14 protein-coding genes are annotated in these 20,040 nt (G+C 73.3%); 8 read left to right on the forward strand and 6 right to left on the reverse strand.

Features of this window, described 5'->3' with window-relative positions; genetic code table 11:
* The first annotated feature begins 70 nt into the window (after window positions 1-70).
* The 3 genes from QP090_RS21965 (at window position 71) to QP090_RS21975 (ending at window position 2,326) form a co-directional block, all read left to right on the forward strand.
* Entirely contained in the window at window positions 71-943 is an 873-nt protein-coding gene (locus QP090_RS21965) for a hypothetical protein (protein WP_285941004.1), read from the forward strand.
* On the forward strand, window positions 944-1,615 hold the full coding sequence (locus tag QP090_RS21970; RefSeq protein WP_285941005.1) for a class F sortase: 672 nt from the start codon (window positions 944-946) through the stop codon (window positions 1,613-1,615). It begins immediately after the preceding gene.
* Window positions 1,616-1,885: 270 nt separating this feature from the next.
* The gene (locus QP090_RS21975) at window positions 1,886-2,326 is read left to right on the forward strand and encodes an ASCH domain-containing protein (protein ID WP_285941006.1); all 441 of its coding nucleotides are present in this window, start codon (window positions 1,886-1,888) and stop codon (window positions 2,324-2,326) included.
* A gap of 56 nt (window positions 2,327-2,382) precedes the next feature.
* On the opposite strand, the gene mug is transcribed toward QP090_RS21975, so the two are convergent.
* The 5 genes from mug to QP090_RS22000 form a co-directional block, all read right to left on the reverse strand.
* The gene (gene mug, locus QP090_RS21980) at window positions 2,383-2,991 is read right to left on the reverse strand and encodes a G/U mismatch-specific DNA glycosylase (protein WP_285941007.1); all 609 of its coding nucleotides are present in this window, start codon (window positions 2,989-2,991) and stop codon (window positions 2,383-2,385) included.
* Window positions 2,991-3,710: a sulfite exporter TauE/SafE family protein gene (locus tag QP090_RS21985; protein WP_285941008.1), complete on the reverse strand. Its 720-nt coding sequence runs from the start codon at window positions 3,708-3,710 to the stop codon at window positions 2,991-2,993. The genes mug and QP090_RS21985 overlap by 1 nt, the downstream gene beginning before the upstream one ends.
* A gap of 7 nt (window positions 3,711-3,717) precedes the next feature.
* Window positions 3,718-4,659 (reverse strand): aldo/keto reductase, encoded by a 942-nt coding sequence (locus QP090_RS21990; protein WP_285941009.1) that lies wholly within the window; start codon window positions 4,657-4,659, stop codon window positions 3,718-3,720.
* 328 nt (window positions 4,660-4,987) lie between these two features.
* Window positions 4,988-6,271: an SGNH/GDSL hydrolase family protein gene (locus tag QP090_RS21995; RefSeq protein ID WP_285941010.1), complete on the reverse strand. Its 1,284-nt coding sequence runs from the start codon at window positions 6,269-6,271 to the stop codon at window positions 4,988-4,990.
* A gap of 301 nt (window positions 6,272-6,572) precedes the next feature.
* Window positions 6,573-7,472, reverse strand: coding sequence for a LysR family transcriptional regulator (locus QP090_RS22000; RefSeq protein ID WP_285941011.1), 900 nt, complete (start codon window positions 7,470-7,472; stop codon window positions 6,573-6,575).
* 205 nt (window positions 7,473-7,677) lie between these two features.
* On the opposite strand from QP090_RS22000, the gene QP090_RS22005 reads away from it, so the two are divergent.
* From QP090_RS22005 to QP090_RS22015, 3 genes are read left to right on the forward strand one after another with little or no spacing between them, the layout of a single operon-like run.
* The gene (locus QP090_RS22005; protein ID WP_285941012.1) at window positions 7,678-8,526 is read left to right on the forward strand and encodes an SDR family NAD(P)-dependent oxidoreductase; all 849 of its coding nucleotides are present in this window, start codon (window positions 7,678-7,680) and stop codon (window positions 8,524-8,526) included.
* A 41-nt stretch (window positions 8,527-8,567) separates the two neighbouring features.
* The gene (locus QP090_RS22010) at window positions 8,568-9,890 is read left to right on the forward strand and encodes an MFS transporter (protein ID WP_285941013.1); all 1,323 of its coding nucleotides are present in this window, start codon (window positions 8,568-8,570) and stop codon (window positions 9,888-9,890) included.
* A gap of 35 nt (window positions 9,891-9,925) precedes the next feature.
* Window positions 9,926-10,825 (forward strand): hypothetical protein, encoded by a 900-nt coding sequence (locus QP090_RS22015; RefSeq protein ID WP_285941014.1) that lies wholly within the window; start codon window positions 9,926-9,928, stop codon window positions 10,823-10,825.
* A gap of 3 nt (window positions 10,826-10,828) precedes the next feature.
* On the opposite strand, the gene acnA is transcribed toward QP090_RS22015, so the two are convergent.
* Window positions 10,829-13,546 carry an aconitate hydratase AcnA gene (acnA, locus tag QP090_RS22020; RefSeq protein WP_285941015.1) on the reverse strand — a complete coding sequence of 906 codons (2,718 nt, stop codon included), beginning with the start codon at window positions 13,544-13,546 and terminating at the stop codon, window positions 10,829-10,831.
* A 498-nt stretch (window positions 13,547-14,044) separates the two neighbouring features.
* On the opposite strand from acnA, the gene QP090_RS22025 reads away from it, so the two are divergent.
* Both QP090_RS22025 and QP090_RS22030 read left to right on the forward strand, forming a co-directional pair.
* Complete coding sequence (locus QP090_RS22025; protein WP_285941016.1) at window positions 14,045-19,507, forward strand: ATP-binding protein; 5,463 nt, start codon at window positions 14,045-14,047, stop codon at window positions 19,505-19,507.
* 103 nt (window positions 19,508-19,610) lie between these two features.
* Window positions 19,611-20,027, forward strand: coding sequence for a hypothetical protein (locus QP090_RS22030; protein WP_285941017.1), 417 nt, complete (start codon window positions 19,611-19,613; stop codon window positions 20,025-20,027).
* Window positions 20,028-20,040: the final 13 nt, after the last annotated feature.

A 20,040-nucleotide genomic window follows, 5' to 3' on the forward strand; every position in this document is an offset into this window, starting at 1 on the left:
CGCCCCCGCCACCGGCCCGGACGTCCCGGACGTGCGCGTGGGAGTGCGTGACTCCCGACTAGGAGAAGACATGCGTGCAGTTCGACTCGCCGCGACCGGTGCCGCAGCCGGTGCCGCGACCGCCGTCACGGCGCTGGGCATGGCGGGACCCGCCCTCGCCGCCCCCGAGCCCGCGCCCGCGGTCCCGGCGGTGAAGGTCGCCCCCAACCCGTTCAAGCCGGGCGCCAGCCTGACCGTCAAGATCAGCGCCTGCGACACGGCCCCGGCCGGCGGCGCCGGCCAGGTCTTCACGGCCGCGCCGAAGTTCCGCGGGAACGCCGGCGAGCTCTGGACCGCCGTCGCGGCGACCAAGCCGTCCTTGACGCCCGGCCACAGCTACAAGGCGGCGTTCACCTGCAAGGTCGGCGAAACGACCCACAAGCTGACGCTGACGGTGAACCCGAGCAAGGAGCCCGGCGTCAAGCCGGCGCCGCAGAAGTTCTCGTTCGGCTACGACGACGTCGAGCTGAGCACCCGCAAGGTGATCCCGGGCAAGTCGATGACCTTCACCATCACCTGCCCGACGGCGGTGACGATCACCGGCAACGGGTTCACCACCAAGGCGCTGGCGGTGAAGACCGTCCGCACGGGCGTCTTCAAGGCCGTCGGCATGTTCCGCAGCGGCACGCTGCCGAACCCGACCGTGGCCACCGTGGCGTGCAAGGGCCACGGGTACGTCAAGTACAGCACCAAGCCGGGCGAGGCGATCAAGCCGGGCAAGAAGTCGCCACAGATCCCCGCAGGCGCCCCCAACACCGGTGACGGCAGCCTCTCCCTGCACCACGAGGACGGCGGCTCGATGACGCCGGCGCTCGTCGGCGGCGGGTCCGCCGGCGCGCTGGCCGTCGTCGGCGGCGGCCTGGTGCTGCTGCGCCGCCGGGGCGCCGGGCGGGAGCAGTCCTAAGTGCCCGGTGACACCAGCGCGTCCGCCGGCCGCCGCGTCCTCGGCGCGGCGGCCGGCGTGCTGCTCGGCGGCCTGCTGCTCGGCGGGTGCGGCGGCGGGAACACCGCGGGCTCGGCCCCGCCCACCGCCCCGGGCTCGTCCTCGGCCCCGGTCCCGGCGCGCGCATCCGCGTCCGCCCCGGCCGCGCAGGTCACGTACGCCCAGCCGATGGGACGGTCGCTGCCGAAGTCCATCAGGATCCCCAAGATCGGCGTGTCGGCGCCGGTGTCGCAGCTCGGCCTCAAGGCCGATGGCACCATCCAGGAGCCGCCGCTGTCGCGGCCCAACCTCGCCGGCTGGTACGAGCAGGGCCCGACGCCCGGCGAGGAGGGGCCCTCGGTGGTGCTCGGGCACGTCGACGCCAACAAGAGGGCGGCGGTCTTCTTCAAGCTGAAGGAGCTGAAGAAGGGCGACCGGATCGAGGTGACCCGCCAGGACGGCTCGGTCGCCACGTTCGCCGTGCAGGGCATGGAGGACGTCCCCAAGAAGTCCTTCCCGGGCGAGAAGGTCTACGCCGAGGACCTCGACTACGCGGCGCTGCGGCTGGTCACCTGCGGTGGCGCCTTCGACGCGGGTACCGGGCATTACGTGAACAACACGATCGCCTACGCCAGGCTCGTCGACGCCACCTGACCTCAGGTGCACACGGCCCCGGCCCGCGCCCCCGGCCGTTCCGGCCCGGGGCGCGGCGCGCGGCGGCCCGATCCGGTCGGCCCCTCACCCCCATTACAGCCAGTGACCGGTTGGCCTTTGCCCCAGGATGCACCTACCCTCTCGGTCACGGTCGGGTGGCAGGCCGGTGCGGATCTGCCCGCCCATACCGGGGCAGTCCGCCAGAAAGCGGGCACCACGCACCGTGTCGTCCGGCGAAGATGTACACCTGAAGAGCACGGGAGGTGCCGCGTGCAGGCGATCAGCGTCCAGCAGCCCTGGGCCTTCGCGATCGCGCGAGGCGGGAAGACGGTCTCCAACCAGAGCCTGCCGACCGCCTATCGCGGTCCGCTCCTGATCCACGCCTCGATGCGGGTCGACCTCACCGCCTGCGACTCCCCGCTGGTGCGGGCCGCCGGCTGGGACCCGCACGACCCGCTCGCCACCATCGGCGCGGTCATCGCGCTGGCCGAGCTCGATGACGTCTGCTCCTCCGGAGTGCTCGACAGCGCCTGCGGCTGCGGCCCGTGGGCCCGGCCCGAGGCGCACCACTGGCGGCTCGGCAGCGTCCGGGCCCTGCCCCGGCCCATCGTGGCGCTCGGCCGCGCCGATCCGTGGGTGCCCATGCCCGCGCTGGTCGCCGAGGTCCGCGCCATGTTCTCCGCCGCCGCCGCCCCCGACCGCTGCCCCTGACCTCGGCCCGCGCCGCGCGGCCGTCCGCGCCGCCCGGCCACCCGATCTCCGGACGGTCAGCCCGCGCCGACGGCCGCGGCCTCGCGGAGGCGGACGAACTCGGCGGCGAGCCTGTCGATGGTCCAGCTCGCGTTCAGGCCGCTCGGGTTGGGCAGCACCCAGAGCCGCGCCGGTCCGGCCGGTTCGCCCTGCGGGCCGATCCGGGCGGCGGGACGGCCGAAGGCGGTGCGGTACGCGGTGACCCCGGCGATCGCCAGGTAGGCGGGACGGCGCCGTTCGACGAGGGCGCCGAGGCGTTCGCCGCCCGCGCGCAGTTCGGCGGCCGTCAGCTCGTCCGCGCGGGCCGTGGTGCGGTGCGCGAGATTGGTGATGCCCAGGCCGGACGCGGCCAGCAGGTCCTGCTCGGCGGGGGCCAGCAGGCGGCCGGTGAAGCCCGACCGGTGCAGCGCGGGCCAGAAGCGGTTCCCGGGACGGGCGAAGTGGTGCCCGGTCGCGCCGGAGTACAGGCCTGGGTTGATGCCGCAGAAGAGCACGCGCAGGGGCTCGCCGTCCGGGGGCAGCACGTCCGGGATGACGCGGTCGCGGGCCGCCTCGAGGTCGGCCTTGGTGGGCTTGGCGGGCTTGGCGGATTCGCGCGGCTGGGCGGCGGGCTCGGGGGGACGCATCAGGCCAGGCTACGGACGATCAGGGCGGCCGACGCGGTTCCGACGACGACCAGCAGGGCGGCGCGGGTGCGGCCCTCGTCCAGGTAGCGGCGGACCGGCCCGGCGATGGCGAACCCGGCCAGCACGAACGGGGTGAGCGCGAGGCCCGCGGTGACCTGCCGCATCGGGAGCTGCCCTGCGGCGGTGAGGGTGAGCAGCGACAGCAGCGCGCCGACCGTGGAGAAGACGGCCAGGGTCGCGCGCACGCGCGGACCGCTCTCGCGCTGGTAGAGCAGCGCGAGCGGCGGCCCGCCGATCGCGGACGCGGTGCCGACGGCCCCGGCGGCCAGACCCGCGGTGACGAGCGTGGCGCGGTTGCGCGGGACGCGCCCCGACCAGGCGGTGGCGCCGAGGGCGGCCAGCACCATGCCGCCGACCACGATCCCGAGCCCCCGGGCGGGCACGACGGCGACGACCAGCACGCCGACCGGGGTCCCGGCGAACCGTCCGCCGAAGGCCCAGCCGAGACCCCGGAGGTCGGCGTACCGGACCTCCTGCGCCAGCGTGGCCAGCGGCAGGACGAACGCGGCGACCAGCACCGCGCCCGGCATCAGCGACGGGAACAGCATGGTCACGACCGGGGTGGCGACCAGTCCCACGCCGAGGCCGACGCTGCCCTGCACGATGCCGCCGAGCAGCGCGGCCAGGCCGGCGATGACGAGGAAATCGGGCGGCGGCACGTCCCGATCAGGCGGACGCGGCGGTGAGGGCCGCCACCTCGTCCGGGGTGAGCTCCACCCGGGCCGAGGCGAGCAGGGCCGGCAGGTGCTCGACGGTCCGGGCGCTGGCGACCGGCGCCGTCACCGTCGGCCGCGCGTTGAGCCAGGCCAGCGCCACGGTCGGGACGGCGATGTTCCGGGTCTCGGCGACGGCGTCGAGCGCGGCCAGCACGGCGCGCCCCCGCCCGGTCTCCAGGTACGCGGCGGCCTTCCCGGCCCGCGCGCTGGCGACGTCCGCGCCCGGACGGTACTTGCCGCTCAGGAAGCCGGACGCCAGGGCGGAGTAGGGCAGCGCGGCCAGGCCGTGCCGCTCGGCGGCGTCCTGGAGCGGTCCCTCGTAGGTGTCGCGCGACACCAGGTTGTAGTGCGGCTGGATCGCCGCGTACCGCGCGAGGCCCTCGCGTTCGCTGAAGGCCAGCGACGCCTCCAGCCGCTCGGCCGAGATGTTGGACGCGGCGATCTGCCGGACCTTGCCGGCCCGGACGAACCCGTCCAGCGTCGTGATGATCTCCTCGACCGGCACCGATGGGTCGTCGCGGTGGGTGTAGTAGAGGTCGATGTAGTCGGTGCCGAGGCGGCGGAGCGAGCCGTCCAGGGCGGCGGTGAGCGTCGGGCCGGCCAGGCCCTGGTGGTCGGGGTGGCTGCCGCCCTTGGTCGCGATCACCACGTCGGCGCGGTTGCGGCGGGACGCCAGCCACGCTCCGAGGATCTCCTCGGACTCGCCGCCGCGGTTGCCCGGCACCCACGCCGAGTACACGTCGGCGGTGTCGACGAAGTCGCCGCCGCCGGCCGTGTAGGCGTCCAGCACCGCGAACGAGCCGTCGCGGTCCGCCGTCCAGCCGAACACATTGCCGCCGAGCGAGAGCGGGAAGACGTCAAGGTCACCGATCTTCTTCGTCGTGTCAGCCATGCTCTGATTCAATCGCGTCCGCCGAATCGCCGTATCCCCGGGGGGGGACGAGATGCTCGGGTCTCGAGCCTGTCTCAGTGCCTCGGCCGTCGCGCGAGCGCGTTATCTGGCTGGTGGGGCGAAGCCGGAGGCGAGCCCCACCGGCCAGATCGCGAAGCGATGTCGCGCTCGCCCGAGCACGGTCGGCGTCCGAGCCGCCAGGCGAGTACGCCGGGCCGGGCTTTGAAACACAGCCGCCAGGCGAGTACGCCGGGCCGGGCTTTGAAACACAGCCGCCAGGCGAGTACGCCGGACCGGGCGTTGGAAACAATGCCGGCTCGGCGCGGGCTCAGACGGCGCCGGTGTCGATGGCCTGCGCCATCGCGCGGTACCCGGCGGCGTTGGGGTGCTTGTGGTCGCCGCTGTCGTACCCGTCGCGGAGCTTCTCGGGGTCGGCCGGGTCGACGACGGCCTTGTTGAAGTCGACGACCGCGTCGTACTCGCCCGACGTACGGATCCAGGTGTTGACCTGCCGGATCTTGGCCGCGGAGGTGGCGTTGTAGTACTCGGCGCCCTTCATCGGCAGCAGGGTTCCGCCGATCACCTTGATCCCCTTGGCGCGGGCCTGGCGGATCAGCTCGCGGTACCCGGTGATGATCTGCGCGGCCGAACGGTCCGGGTTGGGCTTGTAGGTCGGCAGGTCGACCTCGCTGAATCCGATGTCGTTCAGCCCGCCGAACAGGATCAGCGTGCGGACGCGCGGGTTGTCCAGCACGTCGCGGCCGAAGCGGGTGGAGAACCGCTCGCCGAACCACGCCGAGTCCGACAGCAGCATGCCCCCGCCGATCCCGGCGTTCAGCACCGGGCGCGGACGGCCGGCGGCGGCGAGGCGGTCGGCGAGCTGGTCGGGATAGCGCCGGTCGGTGTCGTTCCCGGCACCGAACCCGTCGGTGATCGAGTCGCCGAGCGCCACCACGGTGTCCCTCCGGACGGGGGCGCCGGCCACCTCGACGCCCGACAGGTAGTACCAGGAATGGGTGACCTTCGCCCCGGCGGTGGGGAACGCCGAACCGGAGGTGTCGCCGCTGTGGTCGCCCGCCGCGCGGTAGCTCGTCGCGTACCCCTGGAGATGGGTGGTGGCCGGGCCGGTCGTGTCCGGCAGGTACAGCGTAACCGTCAGCGACTCCCGGTCCTTGATCGGCAGTGCCACCGCGTCGCTCGTCACCTGCCCGCCCGCCGGGATCACCACCGAACGGCCCTTCCCGAACCCGAGCCGCCGCAGCGAACCGGCCCGCACCGCCGCCTTGTCACCCGGCAGGGCGATGCTCGCCGCGGCGACCTTCAGCGGGGACGCGCCGTACTGGTTGGACAACCGGATCCGTGCCGACGACCCCGAGGCGGTGACCCGGACGACCTGCCGCACGGTCTGCCCGGAGAATCCCTGCTCCGACCAGTTGGGCTCGAAGCCGGCGGCCGGGCGCTGCATCGCGGCGGCCCAACCGGTCGTCCAGCCGTTCTGGTGCGCTCCGGCCCCGGACGGCGGCTGCGCGGCGGCGGCGCCCACTCCGACCAGACCGCTCGCGGCCACGCCCAGCACGACGACCCCGCCGGTCCAACGCTTCTTCATCATCATCGTTTCCCTCCTAGGTTGATCCCCGCTCGGTCGTGATCACGACCGGGAACCCGGACTCCGCCACCGCGCCGACACCGCCGGCGGGACGGTCGTTCAGTACCGTCCGGTGGAGTGAGCCGAGCCGCGTGGATCGAGCGAGCTCAGCTTCCAGCAGGGCGTCGACCTGGAACAACGGCGTTCTGCGGATCGATCCATTCGCCACGGTGATCGTTGCCGGGCGCGCTCACGGCACGCGGCGGCCGGACGTGCTCACGGGGTCGAGCGGAAGGGGACGCCCAGGGGATGGGGCCGACGGGAACGCTCAGGGGGTGGGGCCGGAGTCCGCGATCTCGACGATGGTCTGGGCGAAGGCGCGGATGAGGGCGGTCTCACTGGCGACCCGCCACAGGAGCCCGTACTCGATGGGCGGGGCGTCGCTGAAGGGGATCCAGGTGACACCGGCGCGCGAGTAGTGCTCGCGGGTGCGGAGGGCGGCGGGCGAGACCCCCTTGCCGGTGTAGACATGGGAGAACACCTCCTGCCAGTACCTGACGGCCGGGCCTTGCGGGATCGGCCGGCCCGCCGGGGTCCGGCGGGGGAAGTGGTGGTCGAGCCAGTAGTCCGGCATGGTCCCGGCGGTGGTGACCAGGACCGCGTCCGCGAGGTCCTCGACCGAGACCGACTCCCGCCGGGCGAGGGCATGCCCGTCGGGGACCATCAGCGCCCGCGGTTCGGAGAACACGACCGGGCCGGTGCGGATGTCGGGCTCGTCGATGGGGAGTTCGCTGATCTGGAGGTCGAGCTCGCCGGCCCGCAGCGGGCCGAGCGGATCGGTGATCTGTACCTCGCGGATGTCGATCCGGCAGTCGGGATGGCGGGTGTTGAAGAGATCCCCCGCCGCGACGATGAGGTCGCCGCACCACGCGCCGGAGTAGCCGACCCGGAGGGTGCCGGTGATGCCCCGTCCCGCCGCGACCGCGCGGGCGAACGCCTGCCGCACCAGCTCGTGGGCCGGGAACAGGTCGTCGTGGAACTGCCGGCCGATCGGGGTGAGGGACACCTGGCGGCTGGTGCGCTCGAACAGCAGGACGCCGATGCGGCGCTCCAGCTTCTGGACGGTCTGGCTCACCCGGCTCTGGGAGAGCCCGAGGCGCTCGGCGGTGCGGCCGAAGTGCAGTTCGTCCGCGAGGGTCAGGAAGACCTCGATCTCGTGCCGTTCCATCGCCGTCCGTTTGATTACCAAAACTGATCGATCATTCCGAATATAGCCGTTGTTCGACCTCAGCCTGCTGCCGGAGGGTGGTGACGGCTGCCACCACGGCAGTGCCCCGGATCTCTTCCGGCGCCGTCAGCGGCCGGCGAACCGCATCCGCGAACCGCACCCGCGACGGGCGACCGGCCCACGCAGAGAGGCAGGGAACATCCGCATGCGCTCGACTCCTGAGACGACCGGCAGGATCTGGCTGATCACCGGCGCCGCCGCCGGATTCGGCCGCGCGCTGGCCGAAGCGGTGCTCGCCGAGGGCGACACGGTCGTGGCCACGGCCCGCCAGCCCTGGACACTCGACGGCCTGGCCACCGCGCATCCCGGCCGGGTGGTCGCCACCGGGCTCGACCCCGCCGACCAGACCCGCGCCGCCGCCGTGGTGGACGAGACCGTCCGCGCCCACGGGCGCATCGACGTGCTGGTCAACAACTCCGGCCGGGGCGCCGTCGGCGCCGTGGAGGAGACCGCCGACCGCGAGTTGCGCGAGCTGATGGAGCCGCACTTCTTCGGCCCGGCCGCGCTCACCCGGGCCGTCCTGCCGCACATGCGGACGCGGCGGGCGGGCGCCATCGTGCAGATGAGCAGCGTGGGCGGCCGGTTCTCCGTCGCCGGGCTCGGCGCCTACTCCGCGGCGAAGTACGCGCTCGAAGGGTTCTCCGAGGCACTCGCCCAGGAGGTCGCCCCGTTCGGGATCAAGGTGCTCATCGTCGAGCCCGGCGCGTTCGACGCCGGGTTCGCCGCCGGCGGCGTCCTGCCGCGGCAGGCGCCCATCGCCGCCTACGACGCCGTTCTCAGCCCGGTCATGGCGGCCCCGCCCGGCGGCGCGGGCGCGGACGGTCCGGCCAAGGCCGCCTCGGCCGTCCTCACCGCGCTGGACGACGCCGACACACCGCTGCGGCTCCCGCTCGGCGCCGACGCCGCCGACACGATCTCGGCCGGGCTGGACCGCGCCCGCGACGAGCTGCGGCTGTGGGAGTGGCTCGCCCGCGACACCGGGCCGTCGTCCTGAGCCGTCCCGGAACACACGTACCGACGAGGAGGAGTGCACAGATGCCGCTCGCGTTGCTGGCCCTGGCGTTGGGTGCCTTCGGCATCGGGCTGACCGAGTTCGTGATCGTCGGCTTGATGTCCGACATATCCGGCGACCTGGGGGTGTCGATCCCGACCGCGGGGCTGCTGGTCTCCGGCTACGCCCTCAGCGTCGCGGTCGGCGCGCCGCTGCTGACGGCCGCCGGGTCCAAGGTCCCCCGCAAGACGATGCTGGTCGCGCTGATGGCGCTGTTCATCGCGGGAAGCCTGATCTCCGCGCTCGCGCCCACCTACGGCCTGCTGATGACCGGCCGGGTGGTGTCCGCGCTCACCCACGGCGCCTTCTTCGGCATCGGCTCGGTCGTGGCCGCCTCGCTCGTCCCGCCGGCCCGCCGGGCCTCGGCGGTGGCGCTGATGTTCGCCGGGCTGACCGCCGCCAACGTGGCCGGGGTGCCGCTCGGCACCGCGCTCGGCCAGCAGCTCGGCTGGCGTTCGACGTTCTGGGCGGTGACGGCGGTCGGCCTGGTCGCGCTGCTCGGCGTCGTCGCCCTGGTCCCCCGGCAGCCGGTGGAGGCCGCCGGCGGGTGGCGCGCGGAGATCAAGGTCTTCGCCCTCCCGCAGGTCTGGCTGGCGCTGGGGGTCACCGCCCTCGGCTTCGGCGCCGTGTTCGGCACGGTCACCTACATCGAGTCGATGATGACGCAGGTCGCCGGGTACGCCTCGGCCGCGGTGCCCTGGCTGCTGGTGCTGTTCGGGATCGGGCTGTTCGCCGGGAACCTGGCCGGCGGCCGGGCCGCGGACCGGCGCCCGATGGCCACCCTGTACACCGCGCTGGCGGGCATCGCGGCCGTGCTGGCGGTGTTCGCCTTCACCGCCCACGCCAAGCTGCCCGCCGCGATCACCCTGGTGGTCTTCGGGGCGGTGGGGTTCGCGCTGGTCCCGGCCGCGCAGCTCCGGGTGATGGACAAGGCCGGTGGCGCCCCGGCGCTGGCCTCGGCGGCCAACATCGGCGCCTTCAACCTCGGCAACGCTCTCGCCGCCTGGCTCGGCGGCCTCGCCATCGATGCCGGCGCCGGCTACACCGCCCCCAACTGGATCGGCGCGCTCCTGGCGGTCGCCGCGCTCCTGCTCGCGCTGCTCTCCGGAGCGCTCGACCGCCGTCCTGGGAAGCCGGAGCCCGCCCCGCCCGGCATGTCCGGGACCGTCCGGCCGCGCACCGCCCACCTGAACGCCAGGTTGGCCGACCTCACCGGATCCTCCGCCCGCGCCGTGCTTTCCGGCGCGGGCGGAGGCCGTGCGGATGTCGGAAGGCGGGACGAGGACGACGCGTTGCGTCGACAATGATCGACAGAGAGTGAGCACGAGCGAAAGAAGGTGCGATGGACCGGCAGCAAGGGCGAACCGCCGTCTTCCTGGGCTGTGCCGCGGCCCTGATCGGCGGGTGGTGGCTGGACGAGACCGGGCCCGGCCGGCCCGCCCTCGGCGAGCACCTGTGGCCCTGGCTGGAAATGCTCGGCCTCGCCACCCTGTGGCACGTCCTGTCCGGACGGCTGGAGCGCAGGATCCGCCCCGGGTCCATGGCACCCTTGACCGCGCGGGCGGTCGCGCTGGCGGGCGGCGCGGTCGCCGCGGCGGTCTACGTCAACGCCGAGTACGGCTGGTGGTTCGGGGCGAGTGCCCAGGACAGGGCGGCCCATGACGTCCAGGGCTCGCTCGGCGGCATCCTGCTGGCCGGGGCGGTGGTCCTGCTTCTGGTGTACCTCGCCATCGCCGCGACGGCGCTCGCCTACGCCGCGTCCGCGGGCGACATGGCGCGCGAGCCGGGAACGCCCGCCGCGGCGTGGTGGCGGGACGCGGCCGTCCATGTGGCCGTCCTCTTCTTCTGCGGGCTGCTCGCCGCCGTCCACGCGATCCGGCGGGCCGGTGACCCGCGGGGCACCGCGCCCCTGCACGGGCTCTACCTCGCGCTCGCCGTCCTCACGCTCGGCCTGGCGATCACCGGACGGCCCGCGCGGGAGGCGGCGGCGTCCGGACGTCCGGCGGCCTCACCGCACCCGCCCGCCCTCGGCGTCGACATCGTCGTCCTCGCCGTCCCGGCGCTGGTCGTGACCGGGCTCAAGGAGAGCACGTTCGCCCCCGGCCCCTCCGCCTGGCTGGTCATGGCCGTCACGGCGGCCGGGGTCGCGGCCCTCTGGACGCTGCGCGGGGCGTCGAGCGCGAGCACCCGGACACGGAGCGGGCCGCCTCCCCGTTCTGGGGAGGCGGCCCGTTCGCGCTGACGGCTACTTGCGGAGGAGGTTGCGGAGGACGTACTGCATGATGCCCCCGTTGCGGTAGTAGTCGGCCTCGCCCGGGGTGTCGATGCGGACGACGGCGCCGAACTCGACGCCGTCGGCCTTGACCTTCACCTCGGACGGGACGCCGCCCTCGTTCAGCTTCTCGACCCCGGTGATCTCGAAGGTCTCGGTACCGGTGAGGCCGAGCACCGAGGCGTTCTCGCCGTCCTTGAACTGGAGCGGCAGGACGCCCATGCCGATGAGGTTCGAGCGGTGGATCCGCTCGTACGACTCGGCGATGACGGCGCGGACGCCGAGGAGCGCGGTGCCCTTGGCGGCCCAGTCGCGGGACGACCCCGAGCCGTACTCCTTGCCCGCGATCACCACGAGCGGGGTGCCCTGCGCGGCGTAGTTCTGCGCGGCGTCGTAGATGAACGCCTGGGGCGAGCCGTCCTGGGTGAAGTCGCGGGTGTAGCCGCCCTCGACGTCGTCCAGGAGCTGGTTGCGGAGCCGGATGTTGGCGAACGTGCCGCGGATCATCACCTCGTGGTTGCCGCGGCGCGAGCCGTAGGAGTTGAAGTCCTTGGCGCCCACGCCGTTCTCGTCGAGGTACTGCGCGGCGGGCGTGCCGACCTTGATGGCGCCGGCCGGCGAGATGTGGTCGGTGGTGACCGAGTCGCCGAGCTTGGCCAGCACGCGGGCACCGTGGATGTCGGCGACCGGGGTCGGCTCCATGCCCATGCCGTCGAAGTAGGGCGCCTTGCGGACGTAGGTGGAGGCCGGGTCCCACTCGAAGGTGTTGCCGGTCGGGATCGCCAGCTCCTTCCAGCGCTCGTCGCCCTCGAAGACGTCGGCGTAGTCCTGGAGGAACATCTCCTGGCCGATGGAGCCCTCGACGATCTCGGTGATCTCCTCCAGCGACGGCCACAGGTCGCGCAGGTACACCGGGCCGTCGGTGCCGTGCCCGATCGGGTCGTTGAGGATGTCGACGTCCATCGAGCCCGCGAGCGCGTAGGCGACCACCAGCGGCGGCGAGGCCAGGTAGTTCATCTTCACGTCGGGGTTGATACGGCCCTCGAAGTTGCGGTTGCCCGACAGCACCGAGGTGACGGCCAGGTCGGCGTCGTTGACCGCCTTGGAGATCTCGTCCTGGAGCGGGCCGGAGTTGCCGATGCAGGTGGTGCAGCCGTACCCGACCAGGTTGTAGCCGATCTTGTCGAGGTACGGGGCGAGGCCGGCGCGCTCCAGGTAGCCGGTGACGACCTGCGAGCCGGGCGCGAGCGAGGTCTTCACCCACGGCTTGCGGGTGAGGCCCTTCTCCACCGCCTTCTTGGCGAGCAGGCCCGCGCCGACCATGACGTACGGGTTGGAGGTGTTGGTGCAGGAGGTGATCGCGGCGATCACCACGGCGCCGTGGTCGAGCTCGAAGGAGGTGCCGTCGGCGAGCTTCACCGGGGTCGGCTTGAACGGGCGCTGCCCGTTGGCGTGCTCGGCGGGCGAGTCGGACGCGGGGAAGCTCTCCTGGCCCGCCTCGTCGCCGTCGCTCCTGACGTAGTTGCGGACGTCGCGGCGCCAGGTCTCCTTGGCGGCCGAGACCGAGATGCGGTCCTGCGGGCGCTTCGGCCCGGCGATGGACGGCACCACGGTGGACAGGTCGAGTTCGAGGTACTCGGAGAAGTCGGGCTCGGCCGCCGGGTCGAGCCACATGCCCTGCGCCTTGGCGTACGCCTCGGTCAGCGCGATCTGCTCTTCGCTGCGGCCGGTGAGGCGCAGGTACGACAGCGTCTGCCCGTCGACCGGGAAGATCGCGCAGGTGGAGCCGAACTCGGGGCTCATGTTGCCGATGGTGGCGCGGTCGGCGACGGGCAGGACCGACACGCCCTCGCCGTAGAACTCGACGAACTTGCCGACCACGCCGTGCTTGCGCAGCATCTCGGTGATGGTCAGCACCAGGTCGGTGGCGGTGGTGCCGGCGGGCAGCTCGCCGGTCAGCTTGAAGCCGACGACCCGCGGGATGAGCATCGAGATCGGCTGCCCGAGCATCGCGGCCTCGGCCTCGATGCCGCCGACGCCCCAGCCGAGGACGCCGATGCCGTTCTCCATCGTGGTGTGCGAGTCGGTGCCGACGCAGGTGTCGGGGTAGGCGACGCCGTTCCGGTCGAACACCACGCGGGCCAGGTGCTCGATGTTGACCTGGTGCACGATGCCGGTGCCGGGCGGGACGACCTTGAACTCGTCGAACGCGGTCTGCCCCCAGCGCAGGAACTGGTAGCGCTCGCCGTTGCGCTCGTACTCGCGCTCGACGTTGCGCTCGAACGCCTCGGGCGAGCCGAAGTAGTCGACGATGACGGAGTGGTCGATGACCATCTCGGCCGGCGCCAGCGGGTTGATCTTCGTGGCGTCGCCGCCGAGGTCGCGGACGGCCTCGCGCATCGTCGCCAGGTCCACCACGCACGGCACGCCGGTGAAGTCCTGCATGATCACCCGGGCCGGGGTGAACTGGATCTCCTTGCTCGGCTGGGCGTCGGCGTCCCAGCCTGCGAGGGCGCGGATGTGGTCGGCGGTGACGTTGGCGCCGTCCTCGGTGCGCAGGAGGTTCTCCAGCAGCACCTTGAGGCTGTACGGGAGCCGGCCCGAGCCCTCGACGGCGTCCAGCCGATAAATCTCGTACGACCTGTCGCCCACTGGCAGCGTGTTACGGCTGCCGAAGCTGTTCGCGGACACGGACTCCTCCTCGGTAGTCACCGCGCGTCCGGTCCGGGACATGACTGCGCGGCGCTGTCGCTGTCGGTCGATCTCAACCCCCGTCCCCGCCGGCGGCGCGACCGCGCCGCTCCGGCCGAGGGAGACGGGTGCTCATCCCCCATGAATCCTGCCTTAACCAGGCCTCTGCTCAAGAACCGGGTCCGGCTAACATCCACAGCCATTCTCTTGATGTCAAGATACCTCTGATTTATCTCGACATCAACTTTCTCGGCGCCGTACCGGCGGCACTCGTCCGGCCGAACGTCCCGTCCCGTCGTACGCCGATGTGCAGCGCCTGATCGGGCCCTGAAGGAACCGGAGGGTGGGCAGCCCCGGCCGGCGGGGGACCGTTCGGAATCGAAGCCCATGTCGCAACAGGGGCCGCTTGTCAAGGGTCCGGACATCTATATCTGGGCCGCCGATCCCCGTGGGCGCCGGCAGGTCACCGGCGCGGTCGCGATCACTACACTCAGGCCGGTGTTCAGTCGAATCGCCATCGTCAACCGGGGTGAGGCCGCGATGCGGCTCATCCACGCCGTCCGGGACCTGGCCGCGGAGACCTCGACACCGATCGAGACCGTCGCCCTGCACACCGAGGTCGACCGCACCGCCCCGTTCGTGCGCGAGGCCGACATCGCCTACGACCTCGGTCCCGCGTCCGCGCGCCCCTACCTCGACCTGGCGGTGCTGGAGCGCGCCTTGGTGGAGACCGGGGCCGACGCCGCGTGGGTCGGCTGGGGCTTCGTCGCGGAGGACCCGGCGTTCGCGGAGCTGTGCGAGAAGGTCGGGGTCACCTTCGTCGGGCCGAGCGCGGAGGCCATGCGCAGGCTCGGCGACAAGATCGGCTCGAAGCTCCTCGCCGAGGAGGTCGGCGTCCCGGTCGCGCCGTGGAGCCGCGGCGCGGTCGAGACCCTGGACGCCGCCCTGGCGGCGGCGGCCGAGATCGGCTACCCGCTGATGCTGAAGGCGACCGCGGGCGGCGGCGGACGCGGCATCCGCGTGATCACGGGCGAGGCCGAGCTCGCCGACGCCTACGAACGGACCCGCCAGGAGGCCGCGCGGGCGTTCGGCAGCGGCGTGGTGTTCCTGGAGCGCCTGGTCACCGGCGCCCGGCACGTCGAGGTCCAGGTGATCGCCGACGGCGCCGGCACCGCGTGGGCGCTCGGCGTCCGCGACTGCTCGGTGCAGCGGCGCAACCAGAAGGTCATCGAGGAGTCGGCGTCGCCGGTGCTCGGCCCCGCGCAGGCGGCCGAACTCAAGGCCTCGGCCGAACGGCTGGCCGTCGCGGTCGGTTACCGCGGCGCGGCGACCGTCGAGTTCCTCTACCACCCCGGCGACGAGCTGTTCGCCTTCCTCGAGGTCAACACCCGCCTCCAGGTCGAGCACCCGATCACCGAGTCCACCACCGGGTTCGACCTGGTCAAGGCGCAACTGCGGGTCGCGTCCGGCGGCCGGCTCGAAGGCGCGCCGCCGGTGGAGCGCGGGCACGCCGTCGAGGCCCGGCTGAACGCCGAGGACCCCGACCGCGACTTCGCGCCCTCCCCGGGCCGCATCGCGCGGCTGGACCTGCCGACCGGGCCGGGCATCCGGGTGGACACCGGCGTCGGCGAGGGCGACACCATCCCCGCCGACTTCGACTCGATGATCGCGAAGATCATCGCGCACGGCCGCGACCGCGCCGAGGCGCTCGGCAGGTTGCGCCGGGCGATGGCGCAGACCACGGTGATCATCGAGGGCGGGGCGACCAACAAGAGCTTCGTGCTCGACCTGCTCGACCGGCCCGAGGTGATCGACGGCAGCGCCGACACCGGCTGGATCGACCGCGTCCGCGCCGAGGGCGGGCTCGTCTCGCACCGGCACTCCGCCGTCGCGCTGGCCGCCGCCGCCATCGAGGCCTACGAGGAGGAGGAGCGCGTCGAGCGGCAGCGGCTGCTGTCGACGGCGTTCGGCGGGCGCCCGCAGGTGCAGCACGAGAGCGGCCGGCCGCTCGACCTCAAGCTGCGCGGCGCCGGCTACCGCGTGCGCGTCGCGCGGGTCGGCGCGCACCGCTTCCGCGTCGGTATCGAAGCGGGCGGCGACGTCCGCACCGCCGACGTCGAGCTCGACCGCTTCGACCGGTACACCGGCCGGATCACCGTCAACGGCGCCCGGTACCGCCTGCTCACCGGCACGCACGGGCCGATCCACCTGGTCGAGGTGGACGGCGTGGCGCACCGGGTCAGCCTCGACGAGGGCGGCGTCGTCCGCTCGCCCGCGCCGGCGCTGGTCGTCGCCACGCCGCTGAAGGTCGGCGCCGAGGTCGAGGCGGGCGCGCCGGTGCTGGTGCTGGAGAGCATGAAGATGGAGACCGTGCTCCGGGCGCCGTTCAAGGCGCGGGTGAAGGAATGCGTCGTGTCCGTGGGCGGCCAGGTCGAGGCCGGCGCACCGCTGCTGCGGCTGGAGCCGCTCGATGACGACGCCGAGGCCGAGGACGCCTCCGCCGCCGAGTCCGTCAGCCTGGACCTGCCCGCGGCGTCCGAGGGGGGCCCGGCGCGGGAGCGCGCCGCGCGCGGCCGGGAGGACCTGCGCAGCCTGCTGCTGGGCTTCGACGTCGACCCGCACGACGAACGCCGGGTGCTCGACGACTACCTCGCCGCACGCCGGGCGGCCGACGCGAACGGCCACCAGCCGCTGGCCGGGGAGCTCGAGCTCGTCGAGGTGTTCGCCGACCTCGCCGAGCTGAGCCGCAACCGGCCGGCGGGCGAGGACGTCGGCGGCGAGGGCCACCTGCACAGCGCCCGCGAGTACTTCCACACCTATCTCCAGAGCCTCGACGTCGAGCGGGCCGGGCTGCCGGAGGCGCTCCAGGCCAAGCTCGCCAAGGCGCTCGGGCACTACGGGGTCACCGAGCTGGAGCGCTCCCCCGGCCTCGAGGCCGCGGTGTTCCGGATCTTCCTCGCCCAGCAGCGCGCGTCCGCCGACGCCGCGGTCGTCACGAGCCTGCTGCGCGCGTGGCTGCGGGAGCCGCCGCCGGACGAGGCGCTGCGCAAGCTCGCCGGGCTCGTGCTGGAGCGGCTGGTGGCGGCCACGCAGGTGCGCTTCCCGGTGATCTCCGACCTCGCGCGCGGCGTGGTGTTCGCCTGGTTCGGCCAGCCGCTGCTGCGCCGCAACCGCGCCCGCGTCTACGCCGACGTCCGCAACCACCTGCGCCACCTGGACGCGCACCCGGACGCGCCGGACCGCGCCGAGCGCATCGCCGAGATGGTGCGCAGCACCGAGCCGCTGGTGCGGCTGCTCGGCCGGCGGCTCGTCCGCGACCACCTGGACAACGCCGTCATGCTGGAGGTGCTGACCCGGCGGTACTACGGCAACAAGGACCTCACCGGCGTCCGCACCAGCGAGGTCGCGGGCTGCACGTTCGTGGTCGCCGAACGCGCGGGCTCGTCGGTGGTCTCCGCCGCGGTGGGCTTCGAGGCGCTGGGCGGCGCGCTGCGCGGGCTCGCGGAGCTGGCGGGCGGCGGGAACGCCCACGACGCCGACATCTATCTCGCCTGGGAGAACCAGCCGGAGGACCCCGACGCGATGGCGGCGGCGCTGCACGAGGTCGTCGGCGCGCACCCGCTTCCGGACCGGCTCCGCAGGCTCACCTGCACCGTCGCGGGCAGCGGCGGCGCGGTCATGCACCACCACTTCACCTTCCGTCCGTCCAGCACCGGGATGACCGAGGAACGGCTGATCCGCGGCCTGCACCCCTACATCGCGCAGCGGATGCAGATGGAGCGGCTGAGCAAGTTCGACCTCACCCGGCTGCCGTCCTCGGACGAGGAGGTCTACCTCTTCCAGTGCGTGGCGCGGGAGAACCCGTCCGACGACCGCCTCGTCGCGTTCGCCCAGGTGCGCGACCTGACCGAGCTGCGCGAGCAGGAGGGCAGGCTGCTCGCGCTGCCGACGGCCGAGGACACCATCGCCACCTGCCTCGACTCGATCCGCCGGGCGCAGTCGCGGCGGCCGTCCAAGAAGCGCTTCAACACCAACCGGATCGTCGTCTACGTCTGGCCGCCGAGCGACATCACCCGCGCGGAGCTGGAGATGATCGCCGGGCGGGTGCTGCCGACCACCGCGGGCGCCGGGCTGGAGGAGATCCTGCTCATCGCGCGGCAGCGCGACCGCGGGACCGGCGAGCTGACCAAGATCGCCGTGCGCATCTCCTTCGACGCCGCCGGCGGCACCGAGCTGACCGTCGGCGAGCCGTCCGCCGAGCCGCTCGAACCGCTCGACGGCTACCGGCAGAAGGTGCTGCGCGCGAGCAGCCGCAACACGGTGTACCCGTACGAGCTGACCGGCCGCCTCGGCGACTTCGTCGAGCACGACCTGGACGACGACCACGCGCTGGTGCCGGTCGACCGGCCGAAGGGGCGCAACTCCGCGGCGATCGTCGCGGGCGTGGTCAGCACGCCGACCCGCCGGCACCCGCAGGGCGTCACCAGGGTCGTGCTGCTCGGCGACCCGACCAAGTCGCTCGGCGCGCTGTCGGAGCCGGAGTGCCGCCGCGTGATCGCCGCGCTGGACCTGGCCGAGCGGATGCGGGTGCCGCTCGAGTGGTACGCGCTGTCGGCCGGCGCCCGGATCTCCATGGAATCGGGCACCGAGAACATGGACTGGGTGGCCGCCGCGCTCAAGCGGATCGTCGAGTTCACCCAGGACGGCGGCGAGATCAACATCGTCGTCGCGGGCATCAACGTCGGCGCGCAGCCGTACTGGAACGCCGAGGCGACGATGCTCATGCACACCAAGGGCGTCCTGGTGATGACGCCGGACTCGGCGATGGTCCTCACCGGCAAGCAGTCGCTCGACTTCTCCGGTGGCGTCTCGGCCGAGGACAACTTCGGCATCGGCGGCTACGACCGGGTGATGGGCCCGAACGGGCAGGCGCAGTACTGGGCGCCCGACCTCGCCGCCGCGCGCGGCGTGCTGATGGCGCACTACGACCACACCTACGTCGTCCCCGGCGAGGACGGGCCCCGGCGGGCGGAGACGACCGACCCCGCCGACCGCGACGTCTCCGACTTCCCGCACGTCGTGGCGGGCAGCGACTTCACCACCGTCGGCGAGATCTTCTCCGCCGAGGCCAACCCGGACCGCAAGAAGCCGTTCGACATCCGGACCGTGATGCGGGCGCTCTCCGACCAGGACCACCCGGTGCTGGAGCGCTGGGCGGGCATGGCCGACGCGGAGACCGCGGCGGTGCAGGACGTGCATCTCGGCGGCCTGCCGGTGTGCCTGCTCGGCATCGAGTCGCGGGCGGTGCCGCGGCGCGGCTTCCCGCCCACCGACGGCCCGGACACCTACACCGCGGGCACGCTGTTCCCGCGGTCGTCCAAGAAGGCCGCGCGGGCGATCAACGCGGCCAGCGGCAACCGGCCGCTGGTGGTGCTGGCGAACCTGTCGGGCTTCGACGGCTCACCGGAGTCGATGCGGAGCCTGCAACTGGAGTACGGCGCCGAGATCGGCCGCGCGATCGTGAACTTCCGCGGGCCCATCGTGTTCTGCGTGATCTCCCGGTACCACGGCGGCGCGTTCGTGGTGTTCTCCAAGGCGCTGAACCCGAACATGACCGTGCTCGCGCTGGACGGCTCGTTCGCCTCGGTGCTCGGCGGCGCCCCCGCCGCGGCGGTGGTGTTCTCCGGCGACGTCAACGCCCGCACCGCGGCCGATCCGCGGATCCGGGACCTGGAGGGCCGCGCCGCGACCGCCTCCGGCGCCGACCGGGCCGCGCTGACCGCCGAACTCGACGAGCTCCGCTCGTCGGTCCGCGCGGAGAAGCTCGGCGAGGTGGCCACCGAGTTCGATCGCGTGCACGACATCCGGCGCGCCGTCGAGGTCGGCTCCGTCGACGCCGTCATCAGCGCCGCCGAACTCCGCCCGCGCATCATCGAGGCCATCGAGTCCCATCTGCGGTAGCCCGCGACGGCCCGAGCGCGCACCACGCTCGGGCCGTCGCGGCACCCGCCCGGAGGCGGAGGCCGTTACCGGGGCCTTCGCCTCCCCCGGCTAGGCTGATCCGATGGCCTCCGCCGCGCCTGGCCCCGTCGTCACGTTCCCGGAGCTCACCTGGAACGAGGAGCGCCACCCGCTGGTGATCTCCCTGCACCGCCCGTCCGCCCGGTGGATGATCGAGCTCGGCACCTTCTGGCAGGCCACCGCCGACCCCGCCGAACTCCGCTCGTTCGCCGAGAGCGTCCTGGCCGTCGCCGAGGGATCGCGGACCGAGCTCGACGGCCCCCTCGGCACCGCCCCCCGCCACCACCTCACCGAGGGCGACTTCATTGTGGGCCGCGACGACGACGGCCTCTACCTTCAGGTCTTCCTCTGCGACGGCAGTTGCGGCAGCCCCACCCTGGACGCCTCCTCGCTCCCCCCGGCCGCCCTGACCGTCCAGGCCCGCGCGCTCCTCGCCGCCCTACCCGGCGACGCCGAGTGACCCGGACGTCTTC

Source organism: Actinomadura xylanilytica, from assembly GCF_030283145.1.
GTDB lineage: Bacteria > Actinomycetota > Actinomycetes > Streptosporangiales > Streptosporangiaceae > Spirillospora > Spirillospora xylanilytica.

What these genes read in the sequence shown, in the direction of transcription:
- QP090_RS22030 (WP_285941017.1), top strand. Translation starts at nt 19,611, where the DNA reads ATGGCCTCCGCCGCGCCTGGCCCCGTCGTCACGTTCCCGGAGCTCACC.
- QP090_RS22005 (WP_285941012.1), top strand. Translation starts at nt 7,678, where the DNA reads ATGCGCTCGACTCCTGAGACGACCGGCAGGATCTGGCTGATCACCGGC.
- QP090_RS21990 (WP_285941009.1), bottom strand. Translation starts at nt 4,659, where the DNA reads ATGGCTGACACGACGAAGAAGATCGGTGACCTTGACGTCTTCCCGCTC.
- QP090_RS21995 (WP_285941010.1), bottom strand. Translation starts at nt 6,271, where the DNA reads ATGATGATGAAGAAGCGTTGGACCGGCGGGGTCGTCGTGCTGGGCGTG.
- QP090_RS22015 (WP_285941014.1), top strand. Translation starts at nt 9,926, where the DNA reads ATGGACCGGCAGCAAGGGCGAACCGCCGTCTTCCTGGGCTGTGCCGCG.
- QP090_RS22000 (WP_285941011.1), bottom strand. Translation starts at nt 7,472, where the DNA reads ATGGAACGGCACGAGATCGAGGTCTTCCTGACCCTCGCGGACGAACTG.
- QP090_RS21965 (WP_285941004.1), top strand. Translation starts at nt 71, where the DNA reads ATGCGTGCAGTTCGACTCGCCGCGACCGGTGCCGCAGCCGGTGCCGCG.
- QP090_RS22010 (WP_285941013.1), top strand. Translation starts at nt 8,568, where the DNA reads ATGCCGCTCGCGTTGCTGGCCCTGGCGTTGGGTGCCTTCGGCATCGGG.
- mug (WP_285941007.1), bottom strand. Translation starts at nt 2,991, where the DNA reads ATGCGTCCCCCCGAGCCCGCCGCCCAGCCGCGCGAATCCGCCAAGCCC.